Genomic DNA, 17,292 nt, shown 5'->3' on the forward strand with positions numbered 1-17,292 from the left:
GCGGTGTATGAGAGAAACTTGAGTTCATCACAAGAAACCTGAGTTTGTTTCATGGTTCATGCGCGACGACAATCACCATCCTGTCAGGTGGAGGTGTGCAATGGTCAAGATTCATTCCCAGGGTTCCGCGCGGCGCGCGCAACAGGGTGACGCGTCCCTGGCGACGCTGGCGTCTCTCGACGATTGCGACCGGACCGCCCTGATCGCCCAGGGGCGCCAGCAGCGTCAGCAGGCTTGGCGCGCCCAGCAGGCCGCGGGTTGTGAGTGGCTCGCGGTAGGCGACTTCGGCTGGGGCGATCGGGTTCTGGCGCATTCGTATCTGGTCGGCGCCGCCGCTCGCACCGAGGCGGAAGACGATCATCTATTCGCCGGTCCCTGTCAGGTCCCGGTATTCACCTCGGACCAGTCCTTTGCCATCGGCTGGGAGCAGCTGTTCGACGAGGTCGCCGAGGCCCAGGCGCTCGGTCTGGTGGCCAAGCCGGTGATCCTCGGACCCCTGAGCTATCTATGGCTCGGTCGCTCGCTCGATCCGGCCTTCGACCGCCTCGAATTGCTGGAAGCGCTGCTACCGGTCTATGGCGAGATATTCGCGCGGTTGGCCGCCCAGGGCGTGGAATGGGTCCAGCTCGATGAGCCTCTGCTGACGCTGGAACTGCCGCTGGCCTGGCGCACCGCCTTCGAGAGGGCCTACAACCTGCTGCAACGCGAACCGCTGAAGAAGCTGCTGGGTGTGCGTCAGGGCGAGTTGCTCGACAACCTGGGGCTGGCTGCCGGTCTGCCGGTGGAGGGGCTGCATGTCGACTGGCCGCGGTCGGTCCAGGCCCAGCAGGGGCTGCTCGATCGGCTGCCGGCCTACAAGACGCTGTCGCTGGGTCTGGTGGAAGACACCGAAGCCGAGCAGATCGGCCAGCAGCGGCGGCTGCAATTCGCCCGTCAGGTCGGCGAGCGCTTGCAGGAACGCCTCTGGCTGTCGCCCGCGGCCTTTTCCGGAGCTGTCGACACGGCCCAGGCCGCGGCACTGACGGCCGAATTCAACACCCTGGTGCGAACCGCACGCCAGGCCGGGGTGGACACGTCGCTAGCGCCCAGGGAACAGCCCTGGTCGGCGATCGAAGCGGCCCTGGCCAAGCTGGGCCCCGCCCAGTCCGGTCTGGTGTCGTCCTGAATCAGCGGTGGGCGGTCAGCAACAGACCGCCTGCGCCGGCAAAGAAGGCCCCGGTGGCCTGATTGAGCCGGCGCACCCCACGGGGTCCGCGGATGAAGCGGCGGATCTGGCGGCCGAACAGGCCATAGATCACGGCCGCGACCAGCTCCGCGAACAGATGGGTGCCACCCAGGTAGACGAATTGCTGGGTCGTCGGCTGAGTGGGATCGATGAACTGCGGAAAGACCGCGGCGAACAGCAGGATCGCCTTGGGATTGCTGATGCCGATGAGGAATTCCTGCAGCATCAGCCGGTGCAGCGCCCGCGGTTGCGCCGCGCCGGTCTCGGCCAGGTCCAGGCCGTCGAAGGCCCGGCTGCGCCAGCTCTTCACGCCCAGGTAGAGCAGGTAGAGCGCGCCGACCCACTTGATGACGGTGAAGGCCGTCTCCGAAGCCAGCAGCATGGCGCCCAGGCCCACCGCCGAAATCACCAGGAAGATCACGAAGGCCACGTCGCGCCCCAGGGCTGCCAGTCCCGCCGTCACCGCGCCATGGCGGATGCCGTTGCCGAGCGAGCAGAAGTTGTTGGGGCCGGGGGTCAGGGCGATGAGCAGGGCGACCGGAAAGAACAGCAGGGCATCGACGAGGTTCATGGCGGTCGCCTGGTGCGCCGCACGGGCGCCGAAGAGGAGGGGAGGCCGACTATTTAAACCGTCTTTCCACGCCTTTCTCCACCAGAATCTTCGCCGAGATTTCCTCCACGGAAAAATGCGTGGTGTTGATGAAGGAGATGTTCTCGCGGCGGAACAGGCTCTCCACCTCGCGCAGTTCGAATTCGCACTGGGCGAAGCTCGCATAGCGACTGTTGGGCCGACGCTCGTGGCGGATCGCCGCCAGGCGCTCGGCGTCGATGGTCAGGCCGAACAGCTTGTCCTTGTAGGTCTTCAGCGAGGCAGGCAGCTGGAGGCGCTCCATGTCCTCTTCGGTCAGCGGATAGTTCGCCGCGCGGATGCCGTATTGCAGCGCCATATAGAGGCAGGTGGGCGTCTTGCCGCAGCGCGAGACCCCGACCAGGATCAGATCGGCCTGCGCATAGTGGGTCGTGCGGGCGCCGTCGTCGTTTTCGAGTGCGAAATTGACGGCCTCGATCCGCTCCATGTAGTGACTATTGTGCATGATCGAATGTGACTTCCCTACCGAATACGAAGATTCGGCGGAAAGTTCCCTTTCGAGCGGGGATAAAAACGTGGAGAAGATGTCGATCATGAACCCGTTCGACTGGTCCAGAATGGCCCGGATGTCACGGTTGACGATGGTATCGAAGATGATGGGTCGCGCACCGTCCTGGACGGCGGCGGCATTGATCTGCTGTACCATCGCCCTGGCCTTGTCCAGCGTATCCACGTAGGGGCGGGTGACCTTTCTGAAGGTGATGTCCCCGAACTGGGCCAGGAGGCTCTGACCGAGGGTTTCGGCCGTGATGCCGGTACCGTCGGAAATGAAAAAGGCGGTTCGTTGCATGGAGGGACGTCCTGGTGGCGTACGGGGCAGGGATCGCTGCACTGTAACCTACCGCCGTCCACTGTCCATGGGGCGAGCGCCGAGGCGTACTGCTTTCCCACAAAGACACAAGATGGAGAGAAGACCTTGGACGAGTATGTAATTTCACTGGAACAGCTTGGCGTGCACGACGTCGAGCGCGTGGGCGGCAAGAACGCATCCCTCGGCGAGATGATCGCCAACCTGGCCGGCGCGGGCGTCTCCGTACCCGGCGGGTTCGCCACTACGGCCCAGGCCTATCGCGACTTCCTCGAGCAGAGCGGCCTGAACGATCGCATTCACGCGGCCCTCGACGCGCTGGATGTCGACGACGTCGTCGCCCTGGCCAAGACCGGCGCCCAGATCCGCCAGTGGGTCATGGACGCGCCTTTCCCCGAGCGCCTGGACGCCGAGATCCGCCGGGCCTTCGCCGAGATCTCGGCGGGCAACCCCAATCTCGCCGTGGCCGTGCGCTCCTCGGCGACCGCCGAAGACCTGCCGGATGCCTCCTTTGCCGGCCAGCAGGAAACCTTCCTCAACATCCGCGGCGTCGACAACGTCATTCGCGCGGCCAAGGAAGTCTTCGCTTCCCTCTTCAATGACCGCGCCATCGCCTACCGCGTCCACCAGGGCTTCGATCACAAGCTGGTCGCCCTGTCCGCCGGCGTGCAGCGCATGGTGCGTTCCGAAACCGGCGCCGCCGGCGTGCTCTTTACCCTGGACACCGAATCCGGCTTCCGCGACGCGGTCTTCGTCACCGCCGCCTACGGTCTCGGCGAGACCGTGGTGCAGGGCGCGGTCAACCCGGACGAATTCTATGTTCACAAGCCCACCCTGGAAGCCGGTCGCCCGGCCATCCTCAGGCGCAATCTGGGCAGCAAGGCCATCAAGATGGTCTATGGCGAAGAAGCCAAGGCCGGTCGCTCCGTGCGCACCGTCGATGTCGAGCCGGCGGATCGCGCGCGTTTCTCCATCACCGACGCCGAGGTCACCGAACTGGCCAAGCAGGCGCTGATCATCGAGCGCCACTATGGTCGCCCGATGGACATCGAGTGGGCCAAGGACGGTGACGACGGCAAGCTCTACATCGTCCAGGCCCGTCCCGAGACCGTGAAGAGCCGCGCCAGCGCCACCGTCATGGAGCGCTACCTGCTCAAGGACAAGGGCCAGGTGCTGGTGGAAGGCCGCGCCATCGGCCAGCGCATCGGCGCCGGCAAGGTCAAGATCATCCGCGACGTCAGCGAGATGGATCGCGTCCAGCCCGGTGACGTCCTGGTCTCCGACATGACCGATCCCGACTGGGAGCCGGTGATGAAGCGCGCCAGCGCCATCGTCACCAACCGCGGCGGTCGTACCTGCCACGCCGCCATCATCGCCCGCGAGCTGGGCATTCCGGCGGTGGTCGGCTGCGGCAACGCCACCAGCCTGCTCAAGGATGGCCAGACCGTCACCGTCTCCTGCGCCGAGGGCGACACCGGCCTGATCTACGAAGGCGAGCTGGACTTCGACATCCGCCAGAGCTCGGTGGATGCCATGCCCGAGCTGCCGTTCAAGATCATGATGAACGTCGGCAACCCCGACCGTGCCTTCGACTTCGCACAGCTGCCCAACGCCGGCGTGGGTCTGGCGCGCCTGGAATTCATCATCAACCGCATGATCGGCGTGCACCCCAAGGCGCTGCTCAACTACGACAGCCTGCCCTTCGAGGTGAAGGAGAGCGTCGACAAGCGCATCGCCGGCTACTCGGATCCGGTCGGCTTCTATGTCGAGAAGCTGGTGGAGGGGGTCTCCACCCTGGCCGCCGCCTTCTGGCCGAAAAAGGTCATCGTGCGCCTGTCGGACTTCAAGTCCAACGAATACGCCAACCTCATCGGCGGCAAGCTCTACGAACCCGAGGAAGAGAACCCCATGCTGGGCTTCCGCGGCGCTTCCCGCTACATCAGCGAGAACTTCCGCGACTGCTTCGAGCTGGAATGCCGCGCCATGAAAAAGGTGCGCGAGGAGATGGGCCTGACCAACGTCGAGCTCATGGTGCCCTTCGTGCGCACCCTGGACGAGGCGGCGCGGGTGGTCGAGCTGCTTGGCGAGAACGGTCTCAAGCGCGGCGAGAACGACCTGCGCGTGATCATGATGTGCGAACTGCCCTCCAACGCCCTGCTGGCGGACGAATTCCTCGAGCACTTCGACGGCTTCTCCATCGGCTCCAACGACCTGACCCAGCTCACCCTGGGCCTGGATCGCGACTCCGGCATCATCGCCCACCTGTTCGACGAGCGTAATCCGGCGGTCAAGAAGCTGCTGGCCAATGCCATCGCCGCCTGCAACCGGGCCGGCAAGTACATCGGCATCTGCGGCCAGGGTCCTTCGGATCATCCGGATCTGGCCAAGTGGCTGATGGAACAGGGCATCGAGAGCGTCTCGCTCAACCCCGACTCCGTGCTCGACACCTGGTTCTTCCTGGCCGAAGGCAACGCCTGAGGCCAGGGATCGCCCCGCCGGCCAGCGGCGGGGTGATCCTTTCCAGGATTAATCCCTCTCATTCCCCACGAAGGTAGCGCCTGCGCCCTGTCTCGGGCCACCTTCGCCGGATCGCCTGGCCACCGTGGTCGCGATCCCTGCAAGAGACCCCAGATGCAGCAGTACGACAGCGATGTGGAACAAGGCCTCATCTATGGCTATCTCCTCGATGGTCGCGGTGGCGGACGACGCCTGAGTCGTCGCGAGCTGGCGGAGGTGGAGCCGAGCCCGAGCGAGGTGCTCTGGCTGCACTGGGACCGTAGCGTCCCCGAAGCTCAGGCCTGGCTCCGCCAATCCAGCGGCCTGAGCGAATTCGCCTGTGACCTGTTGCTGGAAGAGGCGACCCGCCCGCGCCTGGTCAATCAGCCCGACGACAGCCTGCTGCTGTTCCTGCGCGGGGTGAATCTGAATCCCGGCGCCGTGCCCGAGGACATGGTGTCGCTGCGGGTCTTCGTCGACAAACGTCGGGTGATCTCCCTGCGCATGCGACCCATGAAGGCCGCCGCCGAGGTCCAGGAGGACCTGGAGGCGGGCATCGGTGCCCAGAGTGCCGAAGACCTGGTGCTCTACCTCGCCAGCTACATGACCAGTCGGGTCGACGACCTGGTACGTGGTCTCTCCGATCAGCTCGACGGCCTCGAGGAACAGGTCGACCAGGACGAGGGCAGCCTGCCCGATCACGCCCAGGTGCTGACCCTCCGGCGCCGCGCGACCGGGCTGCGCCGGTACCTGGCTCCGCAGCGTGACATCTATGGCGATCTCGCCCGCGGCAAGCCCGCCTGGTTCGTCGAGGCGGCCAGCCAGGGCTACTGGAGCGAATTGCACAACAGTCTGGTGCGCAATCTGGAGGAGCTCGAGGTGATGCGCGAGCGGGTCGCGCTGCTGCAGGACGCCGAGCAGCGGGCGACCACCGAAAAGACCAATCGCACCCTCTATCTGCTGGCCATCATCACCGGCTTCTTCCTGCCCATCAGCTTCATCACCGGTCTGCTCGGGATGAACATGGGCGGCATGCCGGGTTCGTCATCCGCCTTCGGCTTCGTGGCCGCCTGCCTGGTGATCGGCGCGGTGGCGGTCTTCCAGGTCTGGCTGTTCCGTCGACTGCGCTGGCTGTGACCCGTCCCCACCTCGCTGCGTCAAGAGGAAACGACCAGCGAGGTGCTTATGCACGATCCCTTCGAAGCGTCCCTCAAGGCGCTCCTCAATACCCCGGCCAATGCTCAGGACGAGGAGGGCGACGACCAGGCCCGCTTGCATCGCGTGCTCAAGACCGCCAACCGTCAGGTTGGCGCGGGCGCACTGTTCGATCTGATCGGGCGGCACTGGGCCTCGGCGCTGTTGCTGGCACTGGGCAACGGTGCCCCTCACCTGAAGCCGCGCACGCGCCGTACCGCGCGTCGCGAATCTCTCCCGGAGATACTGAAGTAGATGGAATTCGATATCTGGACCCAGAGTCTGCTGTCCGCCATGACCACCCTGTGGAGCAAGGTGGCCGGCTTCATTCCCAACGTCTTCGGCGCCCTGGTGGTGATCCTCGCCGGCTTCGCCGTCGCCAAGATTCTCGACACCGTGTTGTCGAAGGTACTCGCCAAGCTCGGCCTGGATCGCGTCCTCGCCGGAGCCGGGGTGACCAAGCAACTGGCCAAGATCGGCATCCGCATGCCGGTCACCACCCTGATCGGCCGGATCGTCTATTGGTTCGTCCTGCTGGTGTTCCTGGTCTCGGCCGCCGAGTCCCTGGGGCTGCAGCGCGTGTCCTCGACCCTGGACGTCATGGCGCTCTATGTGCCCAAGATCTTTGGCGCCGCCCTGGTGCTCATCGTTGGCGTGCTGCTGGCGCAACTGGTCAGCGGTCTGGTGCATGGCGCCGCCGAAGGCGTCGGCCTGGATTACGCGGCCGGCCTGGGGCGCCTGGCCCAGGGACTGGTCATCATCATTTCGATCTCGGTCGCGGTCGGTCAGCTGGAGATCAAGACCGAACTGCTGAACCTGGTCATCGCCATCGTGCTCACCGCCTTCGCCCTGGCGGCGGCCCTAGCCCTGGGGCTCGGCAGCCGTGGGCTGGTGTCGCAGATCCTGGCCGGCATCTATGTGCGCGAACTCTATGAAGTCGGCCAGTGGGTGACCCTGGCGGACGTCGAAGGCGAGATCGAGGAGATCGGCACCGCCAAGACTCTCATCATGACCGAAGAGGGCGATATCGTTTCGGTTCCGAACCGTCTATTGCTGGAGGCCCAGGTGCGCAGCCGCTGACAGGCGACGCGGAGATGGCTATCATGCCCGCCACTTTTTGGTAGCCAACTCCGTCTTGAACAAGCCCGCCCCTCATGCCTACGACCCGACCACGCTCAGTGACGAAGAGCTGGTCCAGCGCGCGCATGGTGAACTCTTCCACGTGACGCGAGCCTACGAAGAACTGATGCGCCGTTACCAGCGCACCCTGTTCAACGTCTGTGCCCGCTACCTGGGGAACGACCGGGACGCAGACGATGTCTGCCAGGAGATCATGCTGAAGGTGCTTTACGGTTTGAAGAATTTCGAGGGGAAATCGAAATTCAAGACCTGGCTGTACAGCATCACCTACAACGAGTGCATCACTCAGTACCGCAAGGAACGCCGCAAGCGGCGGCTAGTGGAGGCATTAAGTCTGGATCCGATGGAGGAAGCCTCCGAGGAAAGGGCGCCGAAGCTGGAAGAAAAGGGAGGGATGGATCGCTGGCTGGTCCATGTGGGTCAGGTCGATCGGGAGATCCTGGTGCTGCGCTTCGTCGCAGAGCTGGAGTTCCAGGAGATCGCCGACATCATGCACATGGGCCTCAGCGCCACAAAGATGCGGTACAAGCGGGCACTCGACAAACTGCGTGACAAGTTCGCAGCTGAAGTTGAGGGCTGACCGGATGTGTCAGCCGTAAGTTTTTGAACTTCACGAAAACTTGTTGTCGAAGCCTCCGGAGATTGCCGGAATTAGTACCACTAAAATGGGGATACAAAGGATGAAACTGAAGAGCACCTTGGGCGTCGTGATCGGCTCCCTGCTGGCAAGCGCCTCGCTGAGCGCCCTGGCACAAGGTCAAGGCGCCGTCGAGACCGAGCTGTTCGGCAGCCGTCTGTTCACCGACAGCCAGCGCAACATGACCAACGCTGACCTGTACGGCGGTTCCGTTGGCTACTTCCTGACCGACGACGTTGAGCTGGCGTTGTCCTACGGCGAGTACCACAACGCTCGTGGCGACCACGACCTGGGCCACAAGAACATCAAGGGCAGCCTGGCCGCTCTGGACGCCTACTACCACTTCGGTCAGCCCGGCGTCGGCCTGCGTCCGTACGTATCCGGTGGCTTCGCTCACCAGTCCATCAGCAACCGCGACATCAACGAAGGTGGTCGTGATCACTCCACCTACGCCAACCTGGGTGCCGGCCTGAAGTACTACTTCACCGAGAACCTGTATGCCCGTACCGGCGTACAAGCCAACTACAACATCGACTACGGCGACACCGAGTGGAGCGCTGCTGTAGGTGTTGGTCTGAACTTCGGTGGTTCCACCAAGAAAGAAGTCGCTCCGGCTCCGGCTCCGGCCCCCGTTGCTGACGTCTGCACCGATTCCGACAACGACGGCGTTTGCGACAACGTCGACAAGTGCCCGAACACCCCGGCCAACGTCACCGTTGACGCTACCGGCTGCCCGGCTGCCGCCGAAACCGTTCGCGTCGAGCTGGACGTGAAGTTCGATTTCGACAAGGCCGTGGTCAAGCCCAACAGCTACGCCGACATCAAGAACCTGGCTGACTTCATGCAGCAGTACCCGCAGACCTCGACCACCGTTGAAGGCCACACCGACTCCGTCGGCACCGACGCCTACAACCAGAAGCTGTCCGAGCGTCGTGCCAATGCCGTGCGTAACGTCCTGGTCAACCAGTACGGCGTGCAGGGCAGCCGCGTGAACGCTGTTGGTTACGGTGAGTCCCGCCCGGTTGCTGACAACGCCACCGAAGCCGGTCGCGCCGTCAACCGTCGCGTAGAAGCCGAAGTCGAAGCTCAGGCCAAGTAATCCGCCTGATCCAGACTCCAAAAAAAGCCCGCCTAGTGCGGGCTTTTTCATGCTTGGCATTTCTTGTGCCCGACTCCAGCCGGGTGCTGCAGGCATAAAAAAACCCCGCCGAGGCGGGGTTCTTCCTGACGGATCGATCAGCCGCGATCGTCCGGGATGTCGCGCTGGCCGACGCCGGTGTACAGCTGACGCGGCCGGCCGATCTTGTAGGGACCGGACAGCATTTCCTGCCAGTGCGAGATCCAGCCGACGGTCCGCGCCATGGCGAAGATCACGGTGAACATGCTGGTTGGAATGCCGATCGCCTTGAGGATGATGCCGGAGTAGAAGTCCACGTTCGGATAAAGGTTGCGCTCGACGAAGTAGGGGTCCTTGCGGGCCAGTTCTTCCAGGCGCATGGCCAGTTCCAGCTGGGGATCGTTGATGCCCAGCTCGGCCAGGACTTCGTCGCAGGTCTGCTTCATCACCGTGGCGCGCGGATCGAAGTTCTTGTAGACGCGATGGCCGAAGCCCATCAGCTTGAACGGATCGTTCTTGTCCTTGGCCTTGGCCACGAACTTGTCGATGTTGGCGACATCGCCGATCTCGTCCAGCATCTTCAGTACGGCTTCGTTGGCACCCCCGTGCGCCGGACCCCAGAGGGCGGCGATGCCGGCGGCGATACAGGCGAAGGGGTTGGCACCGGAAGAGCCGGCCAGGCGGACGGTGGAGGTGGAGGCGTTCTGCTCATGGTCGGCATGCAGGATGAAGATGCGATCCATGGCGCGGGCCAGCACCGGGCTGATGGGTTTCTCCTCGCACGGGGTGTTGAACATCATGTGCAGGAAGTTTTCCGAGTATCCCAGGTTGTTGCGGGGATACATCATCGGCTGACCCATGGAGTACTTGTACACCATGGCTGCCAGGGTCGGCATCTTGGCGATCAGGCGCATCGCCGAAATCTCGCGGTGCTGCGGATCGGTGATGTCCAAGGAGTCGTGGTAGAAGGCCGACAGGGCGCCGACCACGCCGCACATGATGGCCATGGGGTGTGCATCGCGACGGAAGCCGTTGAAGAAGTTCTTCAATTGCTCATGAACCATGGTGTGGTTCTTGATGGTGTCCACGAACTGCGCCTTCTCTTGCGCGTTCGGCAATTCACCCTTGAGCAGCAGGTAACAGGTCTCGAGGTAGTCGGATTTCTCCGCCAATTGCTCGATCGGGTAGCCGCGGTGCAGCAGGATGCCCTTGTCACCATCGATATAGGTGATCTTGGACTCGCACGAGGCGGTGGACATGAAGCCCGGGTCGAAGGTGAACACACCAGTGGAGGTGAGGTTGCGAACATCGATCACGTCCGGGCCAAGGGTGCCGGACATAACGGGCAGGTCAACCGGATCCGCTCCCGAGATGATCAACTGCGCTTTCTTGTCAGCCATTAGGCCTCCTTATTTTGCTTTGAAATCATCAATAAACCCTCCACTCAGGGCCTCGCCCACTATAGAGGGATAAATTTGAAAGTCAATTTACGAAAATATCACCCTAAAGGCTCTTTCTGGGCGGATTGTGCGGCGAAAAGACATTAACACGCAGGCTTCTGAATATCAGCTGGCGACGTCGGAATCGGGCATCCGCGTTTGTCATGAGTAGGCTAACTGTCTATAATTCTCGCCCGACCGTACCGGGTCGGCGAGCTGATGCCGAGCGGTCGAGACGCCTCCGACAGGAAGCGTGTAGCAGATGTGGAATCTCCTATAACTAGCCCGACCGCAATTGGGCCCTCAGTGTGAAAGAAGCCGTGAATAGCAAACGACCTGTAAACCTAGATCTCAGGACCATCAAACTACCTATCACAGCTTATACCTCGATTCTTCACCGTATCTCCGGCGTCATCCTGTTCCTCGGCATCGCAGTCATGCTCTATGGCCTGCACCTGTCGCTGGGTAGCCCGGAAGGCTTCGGCCAAGTGAAAGCTTTTCTGGCCTATCCGCTGGTCAAGCTCGTGATCTGGGGTCTGCTGTCTGCATTGCTCTACCACCTGGTCGCCGGCATTCGGCACCTGATCATGGATGGTGGCGCCGGCGAAACCCTGCAGGGCGGCAAGCTGGGTGCGCAGCTCGTGCTGGTCATTTCCGCAGTTCTGATCATTCTGGCAGGGGTTTGGGTATGGTAACCAACGTCACCAATCTTTCGCGTTCCGGTCTCTATGACTGGATGGCTCAACGGGTCTCGGCAGTCGTCCTCGCGGTCTACTTCCTCTTTATCATCGGCTACCTGATCCTTCACCCAGGGCTCACCTTCGAGCAATGGCACGGCCTGTTCTCCCACACCCTGATGCGCATCTTCAGCCTGCTGGCGCTGGTGTCCATCTGCGTTCATGCCTGGGTTGGTATGTGGACCATCTCCACCGACTACCTGACCACCATGGCGATCGGCAAGGGTGCTACCGCCGTGCGTTTCCTCTTCCAGGCGGTATGCGGGTTCGCGATGTTCGCGTTCTTCGTCTGGGGCGTGCAGATCTTCTGGGGTGTTTGATCTATGTCCACAATTCGTCATATTTCGTTTGATGCCATCATCGTAGGTGGCGGCGGCGCCGGTATGCGCGCTGCGTTGCAACTGGCCCAGTCCGGTCACAAGACCGCAGTGATCACCAAGGTCTTCCCGACCCGTTCCCACACCGTGTCCGCCCAGGGCGGCATCACCTGCGCCATCGCCTCGGCCGACCCGAACGACGACTGGCGCTGGCACATGTACGACACCGTCAAGGGGTCGGACTACATCGGTGACCAGGACGCCATCGAATACATGTGCTCCGTAGGCCCGGAAGCGGTCTTCGAACTCGAGCACATGGGTCTGCCGTTCTCCCGCACCGAGCAGGGCCGCATCTATCAGCGTCCCTTCGGCGGTCAGTCCAAGGACTACGGCAAGGGCGGCCAGGCCGCGCGTACCTGCGCCGCGGCCGACCGTACCGGTCACGCCCTGCTGCACACCCTCTATCAGGGCAACCTGAAGAACAACACGGTATTCCTCAACGAGTGGTACGCCGTGGATCTGGTGAAGAACCAGGACGGCGTCGTGGTTGGCGTCATCGCCATCTGCATCGAGACCGGCGAGACCGTCTACGTCAAGTCCAAGGCCACCGTGCTGGCCACCGGCGGTGCGGGTCGTATCTATGCCTCTACCACCAACGCCCTGATCAATACCGGTGACGGTGTCGGCATGGCGCTGCGCGCCGGCGTGCCGGTGCAGGACATCGAGATGTGGCAGTTCCACCCAACCGGCATCGCCGGCGCCGGGGTACTGGTCACCGAGGGTTGCCGCGGTGAGGGTGGCTACCTGATCAACAAGCACGGCGAACGATTCATGGAGCGCTATGCGCCCAACGCCAAGGACCTGGCCGGCCGCGACGTGGTCGCCCGTTCCATGGTCAAGGAAGTGCTGGCCGGCAACGGTTGCGGTCCGGACGGCGACCACGTGCTGCTGAAGCTGGACCACCTGGGTGAAGACGTGCTGCACAGCCGTCTGCCCGGCATCTGCGAACTGTCCAAGACCTTCGCCCACGTCGATCCGGTCGTCGCACCGGTGCCCGTGATCCCCACCTGCCACTATATGATGGGCGGCATCGCCACCAACATTCATGGCCAGGCCATTACTCAGGACGCCAACGGCAACGACAAGATCATCGAAGGCCTGTTCGCCGTGGGCGAAGTGGCCTGCGTGTCCGTGCACGGTGCCAACCGTCTGGGTGGCAACTCGCTGCTGGACCTGGTGGTCTTCGGTCGTGCGGCCGGTCTGCACCTGGAGAAGGCGCTCAAGGAAGGCATCGAGCACCGCGGTGCTTCGGAAAGCGACCTGGAAGCCTCGCTGCAGCGCCTGTCCGGCGTCAACGAGCGCACCACCGGTGAAGACGTCGCCAGCCTGCGCAAGCAACTGCAGACCTGCATGCAGAACTACTTCGGGGTGTTCCGCACCGGCGAGTACATGCAGAAGGGCATCGCCGAGCTCGCCGACCTGCGTGAGCGCATCGCCAAGGTCAAGATCAACGACAAGAGCCAGGGCTTCAACACCGCCCGTATCGAGGCGCTCGAGTTGCAGAACCTGCTGGAAGTGGCCGAAGCGACCGCCATCGCCGCCGAAAACCGCAAGGAGTCTCGTGGTGCTCACGCCCGTGAAGACTTCGAAGAGCGTGACGACGAGAACTGGCTGTGCCACACCCTCTATTTCCCCGGTGAAAAGCGGGTCAGTAAGCGTGGAGTCAACTTCGCGCCCAAGACCGTACCGATGTTCGAACCCAAGGTTCGGACTTACTAAAGGTGACCACCATGTTGAAAGTCAGCGTTTATCGTTACAACCCGGATCAGGACGGCCTGCCGTCCATGCAGGAGTTCCAGGTCGATACCGGTGGGAAGGACCTCATGGTGCTGGACGTCCTGGCTCTGATCAAAGAGCAGGATGAAGGCTTCTCCTACCGTCGTTCCTGCCGCGAAGGCGTGTGCGGTTCCGACGGCATGAACATCAACGGCAAGAACGGCCTGGCGTGCATCACGCCGCTGTCGGCCGTGGTCAAGAACGACAAGCTGGTCGTGCGTCCGCTGCCCGGCCTGCCGGTCATCCGTGACCTGGTCGTCGACATGAGCATCTTCTACAAGCAGTACGAGAAGGTGAAGCCGTTCCTGCAGAACGAGACCCCGGCCCCGGCCATCGAGCGCCTGCAGAGCCCGGAAGACCGCGAGAAGATCGACGGTCTGTACGAGTGCATTCTCTGCGCCTGCTGCTCGACGTCCTGCCCGTCCTTCTGGTGGAACCCCGACAAGTTCCTCGGCCCCGCTGCGCTGCTGCAGGCCTATCGCTTCCTGGCCGACAGCCGTGACACCAAGACCCAGGAGCGCCTCGCCGCCATGGACGATCCTTTCAGCGTGTTCCGCTGCCGGTCGATCATGAACTGCGTGGCGGTCTGTCCCAAGGGACTGAACCCGACCAAGGCCATCGGCCATGTGCGGGCGATGCTGCTGCAGAGCGGTACCTGATCCACGTCCCGCCCGGCCTGTTGTGCCGGGCGGGTTCGTTAGCGACCTTGATAGCTTGATTCAACCAATGTCCATTCAGGGATACCCGGAACACGATCCGGGCATTGGCGCAGCCGTAGTGAGGCCAGGTCTCGCGTCGAGACGGGTCATCGGCTGATGCTATCTCTGCCGAAGGGGTGAACTAGATGCACGAAAGTCAGATGCAGCAACTGTGGGACAGCGCTCACCTGTCCGGCAGTAACGCTGCCTATGTGGAAGAGCTCTATGAGCTGTTTCTGCACGATGCCAACGCTGTGCCGGAAGAGTGGCGCACCTACTTCCAGAAGCTGCCTGCGGTCACTGGCAATTCGCCGGACGTCGCGCATTCCGCGATCCGCGACCATTTCGTGCTGTTGGGCAAGAACCAGCGGCGAGCTCAACCGGTCTCGGCCGGTACCGTCAGTTCCGAACACGAGAAGAAGCAGGTCGAAGTCCTGCGTCTGATCCAGGCGTTCCGTCTGCAGGGCCATCAGGCTGCCCAGCTCGACCCCCTGGGTCTGTGGAAGCGTCAGCCACCTGCCGATCTGCTGCTCAACCACTATGGGTTGACCGACGCCGATCTGGATACCACCTTCCGTACCGGTGAATTGTTCATCGGCAAAGAGGAGGCAACTCTCCGCGAAATCAGGGATGCGCTGCAAGAGACATATTGCCGCACGGTTGGTGCGGAGTTCATGCACATCGTCGATTCCGAGGAGCGCCGCTGGTTCCTCCAGCGCCTGGAAAGCGTCCGTGGCCGCCCGCAATATTCGCCGGAAGTCCGCACCCATCTGCTGGAGCGCCTGACCGCCGCCGAGGGTCTGGAAAAGTACCTGGGCACCAAGTATCCGGGCACCAAGCGTTTTGGTCTGGAAGGGGGCGAGAGCCTGATTCCACTGATCGACGAGATCATCCAGCGTTCCGGTTCCTATGGCGTCAAGGAGCTGGTGATCGGCATGGCCCACCGTGGCCGCCTGAACGTGCTGGTCAACACCCTGGGCAAGAACCCGCGCGATCTGTTCGACGAGTTCGAAGGCAAGAAGCTGGTCGAGCTGGGCTCCGGTGACGTCAAGTACCACCAGGGCTTCTCCTCCAACGTCATGACCCAGGGCGGCGAAGTCCACCTGGCGCTGGCGTTCAACCCCTCGCACCTGGAGATCGTCTCTCCGGTGGTGGAAGGTTCGGTCCGTGCACGCCAGGATCGCCGCGGCGATCGCACCGGCGACAAGGTCGTACCCGTGGCTATCCACGGCGACGCCGCCTTCGCCGGCCAGGGCGTGGTCATGGAAACCTTCCAGATGTCGCAGACCCGGGCCTACAAGACCGGCGGTACCCTGCACATCGTCATCAACAACCAGGTGGGCTTCACCACCAACCGCCAGGAAGATGCGCGCTCCACCGAGTACGCCACCGACGTCGCCAAGATGATCCAGGCGCCGATCTTCCACGTGAACGGCGACGATCCCGAGGCGGTGCTGTTCGTCACCCAGCTGGCGGTCGACTACCGCATGCAGTTCAAGCGTGACATCGTCATCGACCTGGTCTGCTACCGCCGTCGCGGCCACAACGAGGCCGACGAGCCGAGCGGCACCCAGCCGCTGATGTACCAGCAGATCGCCAAGCAGCGCACCACCCGCGATCTCTACGCCGATGCCCTGACCCAGGCCGGCGTGGTCAATGCCGAGCAGGTTCAGGCCCAATTCGAAGCCTATCGCGGCGCTCTCGACGAGGGTCGTCACGTGGTGGCCAGCCTGGTCAAGGAGCCCAATCGCGACCTGTTCGTCGACTGGAAGCCCTACCTGGGCCATGCCTGGACCGCGCGTCACGACACCGGCTTCGACCTCAAGACCCTGCAGGACCTGGCCAACAAGCTGCTGCAGATTCCGGAAGGGGTCGTGGTCCAGCGTCAGGTCGGCAAGATCCTCGAGGATCGGCAGAAGATGACCGCCGGCGGCCTGCCGCTGAACTGGGGCTTCGCCGAGACCATGGCCTACGCCACCCTGCTGCACGAAGGCCATCCGATCCGCATCACCGGTCAGGACGTCGGTCGTGGCACCTTCTCGCACCGTCACGCGGTGCTGCACAACCAGAAGGACGCCGTTCCCTACGTGCCCCTGCAGCACCTGGCCGAGGATCAGCCGTCGTTCGAGATCTACGATTCCTTCCTTTCCGAGGAAGCGGTGCTGGGCTTCGAATACGGCTATGCCACCACCACGCCCAATGCGCTGGTGGTCTGGGAAGCCCAGTTCGGTGACTTCGCCAACGGTGCCCAGGTCGTCATCGACCAGTTCATCACCAGCGGTGAGATCAAGTGGGGTCGTCTCTGCGGCCTGACCATGCTGCTGCCCCATGGCTACGAAGGCCAGGGTCCGGAGCACTCCTCGGCCCGTCTGGAGCGTTACCTGCAGCTGTGCGCCGAGCAGAACATCCAGGTCTGCGTACCCACCACGCCGGCACAGATCTACCACCTGCTTCGTCGCCAGGTGATCCGCCCGCTGCGCAAGCCGCTGGTGGTGCTCACGCCCAAGTCGCTGCTGCGCCACAAGCTGGCCATTTCGACTCTGGAAGACCTGGCCCATGGCTCCTTCCAGACCGTGATCAACGAACTGGATCAGCTCGATGCCCAGCAGGTGAAGCGCCTGGTGCTGTGCAGCGGCAAGGTCTACTACGACCTGCTGGAAAAGCGCCGCAGCGAGAATCGCCAGGACATCGCCATCGTGCGTCTGGAGCAGCTCTATCCGTTCCCGGAGGACGACCTGGCCGAGGTACTGGCCGGCTATCCGAACCTCGAGCGCGTGGTCTGGTGCCAGGAAGAGCCGATGAACCAGGGCGCCTGGTACTGCAGCCAGCATCACATGCGCCGCGCCGTTTCCGGTTACAAGCAGGGCCTGGGTCTGGAATACGCCGGTCGCGATGCGTCCGCCGCGCCGGCCTGCGGCTATGCCTCCATGCACGCCGAGCAGCAGGAAAAACTGCTGCAAGATGCTTTCTCCGTTTGATTCGCCACGCGACTACTAGAG

Annotated in this window: 15 protein-coding genes; 12 read left to right on the forward strand and 3 right to left on the reverse strand. The window is 63.1% G+C overall.

All coding sequences use genetic code 11. From position 1 onward, the window contains the following. The first annotated feature begins 100 nt into the window (after positions 1 to 100). Positions 101 to 1,165, forward strand: a complete 1,065-nt coding sequence (locus tag QKY98_RS24015; protein ID WP_502945088.1) for a hypothetical protein — start codon at positions 101 to 103, stop codon at positions 1,163 to 1,165. A 1-nt stretch (position 1,166) separates the two neighbouring features. Here the strand turns inward: QKY98_RS24015 and QKY98_RS13855 are convergent, their stop codons facing one another. Both QKY98_RS13855 and ppsR read right to left on the reverse strand, forming a co-directional pair. After that, positions 1,167 to 1,796, reverse strand: a complete 630-nt coding sequence (locus tag QKY98_RS13855; RefSeq protein WP_027596959.1) for a LysE family translocator — start codon at positions 1,794 to 1,796, stop codon at positions 1,167 to 1,169. A gap of 49 nt (positions 1,797 to 1,845) precedes the next feature. Continuing rightward, entirely contained in the window at positions 1,846 to 2,664 is an 819-nt protein-coding gene (gene ppsR / locus QKY98_RS13860) for a posphoenolpyruvate synthetase regulatory kinase/phosphorylase PpsR (RefSeq protein ID WP_007159264.1), read from the reverse strand. A gap of 126 nt (positions 2,665 to 2,790) precedes the next feature. Here ppsR and ppsA point away from each other — a divergent pair, with 126 nt between their 5' ends. From ppsA to QKY98_RS13890, 6 genes are all read left to right on the forward strand, one after another. Further along, on the forward strand, positions 2,791 to 5,160 hold the full coding sequence (gene ppsA / locus QKY98_RS13865; RefSeq protein WP_007159263.1) for a phosphoenolpyruvate synthase: 2,370 nt from the start codon (positions 2,791 to 2,793) through the stop codon (positions 5,158 to 5,160). 153 nt (positions 5,161 to 5,313) lie between these two features. After that, the gene (cmaX, locus tag QKY98_RS13870) at positions 5,314 to 6,315 is read left to right on the forward strand and encodes a divalent cation transporter CmaX (protein ID WP_074584430.1); all 1,002 of its coding nucleotides are present in this window, start codon (positions 5,314 to 5,316) and stop codon (positions 6,313 to 6,315) included. Positions 6,316 to 6,363: 48 nt separating this feature from the next. Beyond that, positions 6,364 to 6,627 (forward strand): hypothetical protein, encoded by a 264-nt coding sequence (locus QKY98_RS13875; RefSeq protein WP_007159261.1) that lies wholly within the window; start codon positions 6,364 to 6,366, stop codon positions 6,625 to 6,627. Continuing rightward, positions 6,628 to 7,452, forward strand: coding sequence for a mechanosensitive ion channel family protein (locus QKY98_RS13880; protein WP_027596957.1), 825 nt, complete (start codon positions 6,628 to 6,630; stop codon positions 7,450 to 7,452). 55 nt (positions 7,453 to 7,507) lie between these two features. Further along, on the forward strand, positions 7,508 to 8,092 hold the full coding sequence (sigX, locus tag QKY98_RS13885) for an RNA polymerase sigma factor SigX (RefSeq protein ID WP_007159259.1): 585 nt from the start codon (positions 7,508 to 7,510) through the stop codon (positions 8,090 to 8,092). Between the two features lie 100 nt (positions 8,093 to 8,192). Continuing rightward, a complete protein-coding gene (locus QKY98_RS13890) occupies positions 8,193 to 9,248 on the forward strand; it encodes an OmpA family protein (RefSeq protein WP_007159258.1) in 1,056 nt (351 codons plus the stop codon). A 137-nt stretch (positions 9,249 to 9,385) separates the two neighbouring features. Here the strand turns inward: QKY98_RS13890 and gltA are convergent, their stop codons facing one another. Then, entirely contained in the window at positions 9,386 to 10,666 is a 1,281-nt protein-coding gene (gltA, locus tag QKY98_RS13895) for a citrate synthase (protein WP_284671079.1), read from the reverse strand. A gap of 347 nt (positions 10,667 to 11,013) precedes the next feature. On the opposite strand from gltA, the gene sdhC reads away from it, so the two are divergent. The 5 genes from sdhC to QKY98_RS13920 all read left to right on the forward strand — a co-directional run bounded on the left by sdhC (position 11,014) and on the right by QKY98_RS13920 (position 17,271). Continuing rightward, on the forward strand, positions 11,014 to 11,400 hold the full coding sequence (gene sdhC, locus QKY98_RS13900; protein WP_026083585.1) for a succinate dehydrogenase, cytochrome b556 subunit: 387 nt from the start codon (positions 11,014 to 11,016) through the stop codon (positions 11,398 to 11,400). After that, on the forward strand, positions 11,394 to 11,762 hold the full coding sequence (gene sdhD / locus QKY98_RS13905) for a succinate dehydrogenase, hydrophobic membrane anchor protein (protein ID WP_027596955.1): 369 nt from the start codon (positions 11,394 to 11,396) through the stop codon (positions 11,760 to 11,762). Before sdhC ends, sdhD begins: the two co-directional genes overlap by 7 nt. 3 nt (positions 11,763 to 11,765) lie before the next feature. After that, entirely contained in the window at positions 11,766 to 13,538 is a 1,773-nt protein-coding gene (gene sdhA / locus QKY98_RS13910; protein ID WP_027596954.1) for a succinate dehydrogenase flavoprotein subunit, read from the forward strand. An 11-nt stretch (positions 13,539 to 13,549) separates the two neighbouring features. Further along, positions 13,550 to 14,254 carry a succinate dehydrogenase iron-sulfur subunit gene (locus tag QKY98_RS13915; protein WP_007159253.1) on the forward strand — a complete coding sequence of 235 codons (705 nt, stop codon included), beginning with the start codon at positions 13,550 to 13,552 and terminating at the stop codon, positions 14,252 to 14,254. 185 nt (positions 14,255 to 14,439) lie between these two features. Then, positions 14,440 to 17,271: a 2-oxoglutarate dehydrogenase E1 component gene (locus tag QKY98_RS13920; protein ID WP_058792354.1), complete on the forward strand. Its 2,832-nt coding sequence runs from the start codon at positions 14,440 to 14,442 to the stop codon at positions 17,269 to 17,271. The last annotated feature ends 21 nt before the right edge of the window (positions 17,272 to 17,292 follow it).

Origin of the sequence: Pseudomonas sp. HR1 (genome assembly GCF_030175875.1) — a bacterium.
In the GTDB taxonomy this organism is placed as follows: domain Bacteria; phylum Pseudomonadota; class Gammaproteobacteria; order Pseudomonadales; family Pseudomonadaceae; genus Chryseomonas; species Chryseomonas oryzihabitans.

What these genes read in the sequence shown, in the direction of transcription:
- QKY98_RS13890 (WP_007159258.1), top strand. Translation starts at nt 8,193, where the DNA reads ATGAAACTGAAGAGCACCTTGGGCGTCGTGATCGGCTCCCTGCTGGCA.
- sdhD (WP_027596955.1), top strand. Translation starts at nt 11,394, where the DNA reads ATGGTAACCAACGTCACCAATCTTTCGCGTTCCGGTCTCTATGACTGG.
- cmaX (WP_074584430.1), top strand. Translation starts at nt 5,314, where the DNA reads ATGCAGCAGTACGACAGCGATGTGGAACAAGGCCTCATCTATGGCTAT.
- QKY98_RS13920 (WP_058792354.1), top strand. Translation starts at nt 14,440, where the DNA reads ATGCACGAAAGTCAGATGCAGCAACTGTGGGACAGCGCTCACCTGTCC.
- gltA (WP_284671079.1), bottom strand. Translation starts at nt 10,666, where the DNA reads ATGGCTGACAAGAAAGCGCAGTTGATCATCTCGGGAGCGGATCCGGTT.
- QKY98_RS13855 (WP_027596959.1), bottom strand. Translation starts at nt 1,796, where the DNA reads ATGAACCTCGTCGATGCCCTGCTGTTCTTTCCGGTCGCCCTGCTCATC.
- QKY98_RS13880 (WP_027596957.1), top strand. Translation starts at nt 6,628, where the DNA reads ATGGAATTCGATATCTGGACCCAGAGTCTGCTGTCCGCCATGACCACC.
- sdhA (WP_027596954.1), top strand. Translation starts at nt 11,766, where the DNA reads ATGTCCACAATTCGTCATATTTCGTTTGATGCCATCATCGTAGGTGGC.
- QKY98_RS13915 (WP_007159253.1), top strand. Translation starts at nt 13,550, where the DNA reads ATGTTGAAAGTCAGCGTTTATCGTTACAACCCGGATCAGGACGGCCTG.
- ppsR (WP_007159264.1), bottom strand. Translation starts at nt 2,664, where the DNA reads ATGCAACGAACCGCCTTTTTCATTTCCGACGGTACCGGCATCACGGCC.
- QKY98_RS24015 (WP_502945088.1), top strand. Translation starts at nt 101, where the DNA reads ATGGTCAAGATTCATTCCCAGGGTTCCGCGCGGCGCGCGCAACAGGGT.
- QKY98_RS13875 (WP_007159261.1), top strand. Translation starts at nt 6,364, where the DNA reads ATGCACGATCCCTTCGAAGCGTCCCTCAAGGCGCTCCTCAATACCCCG.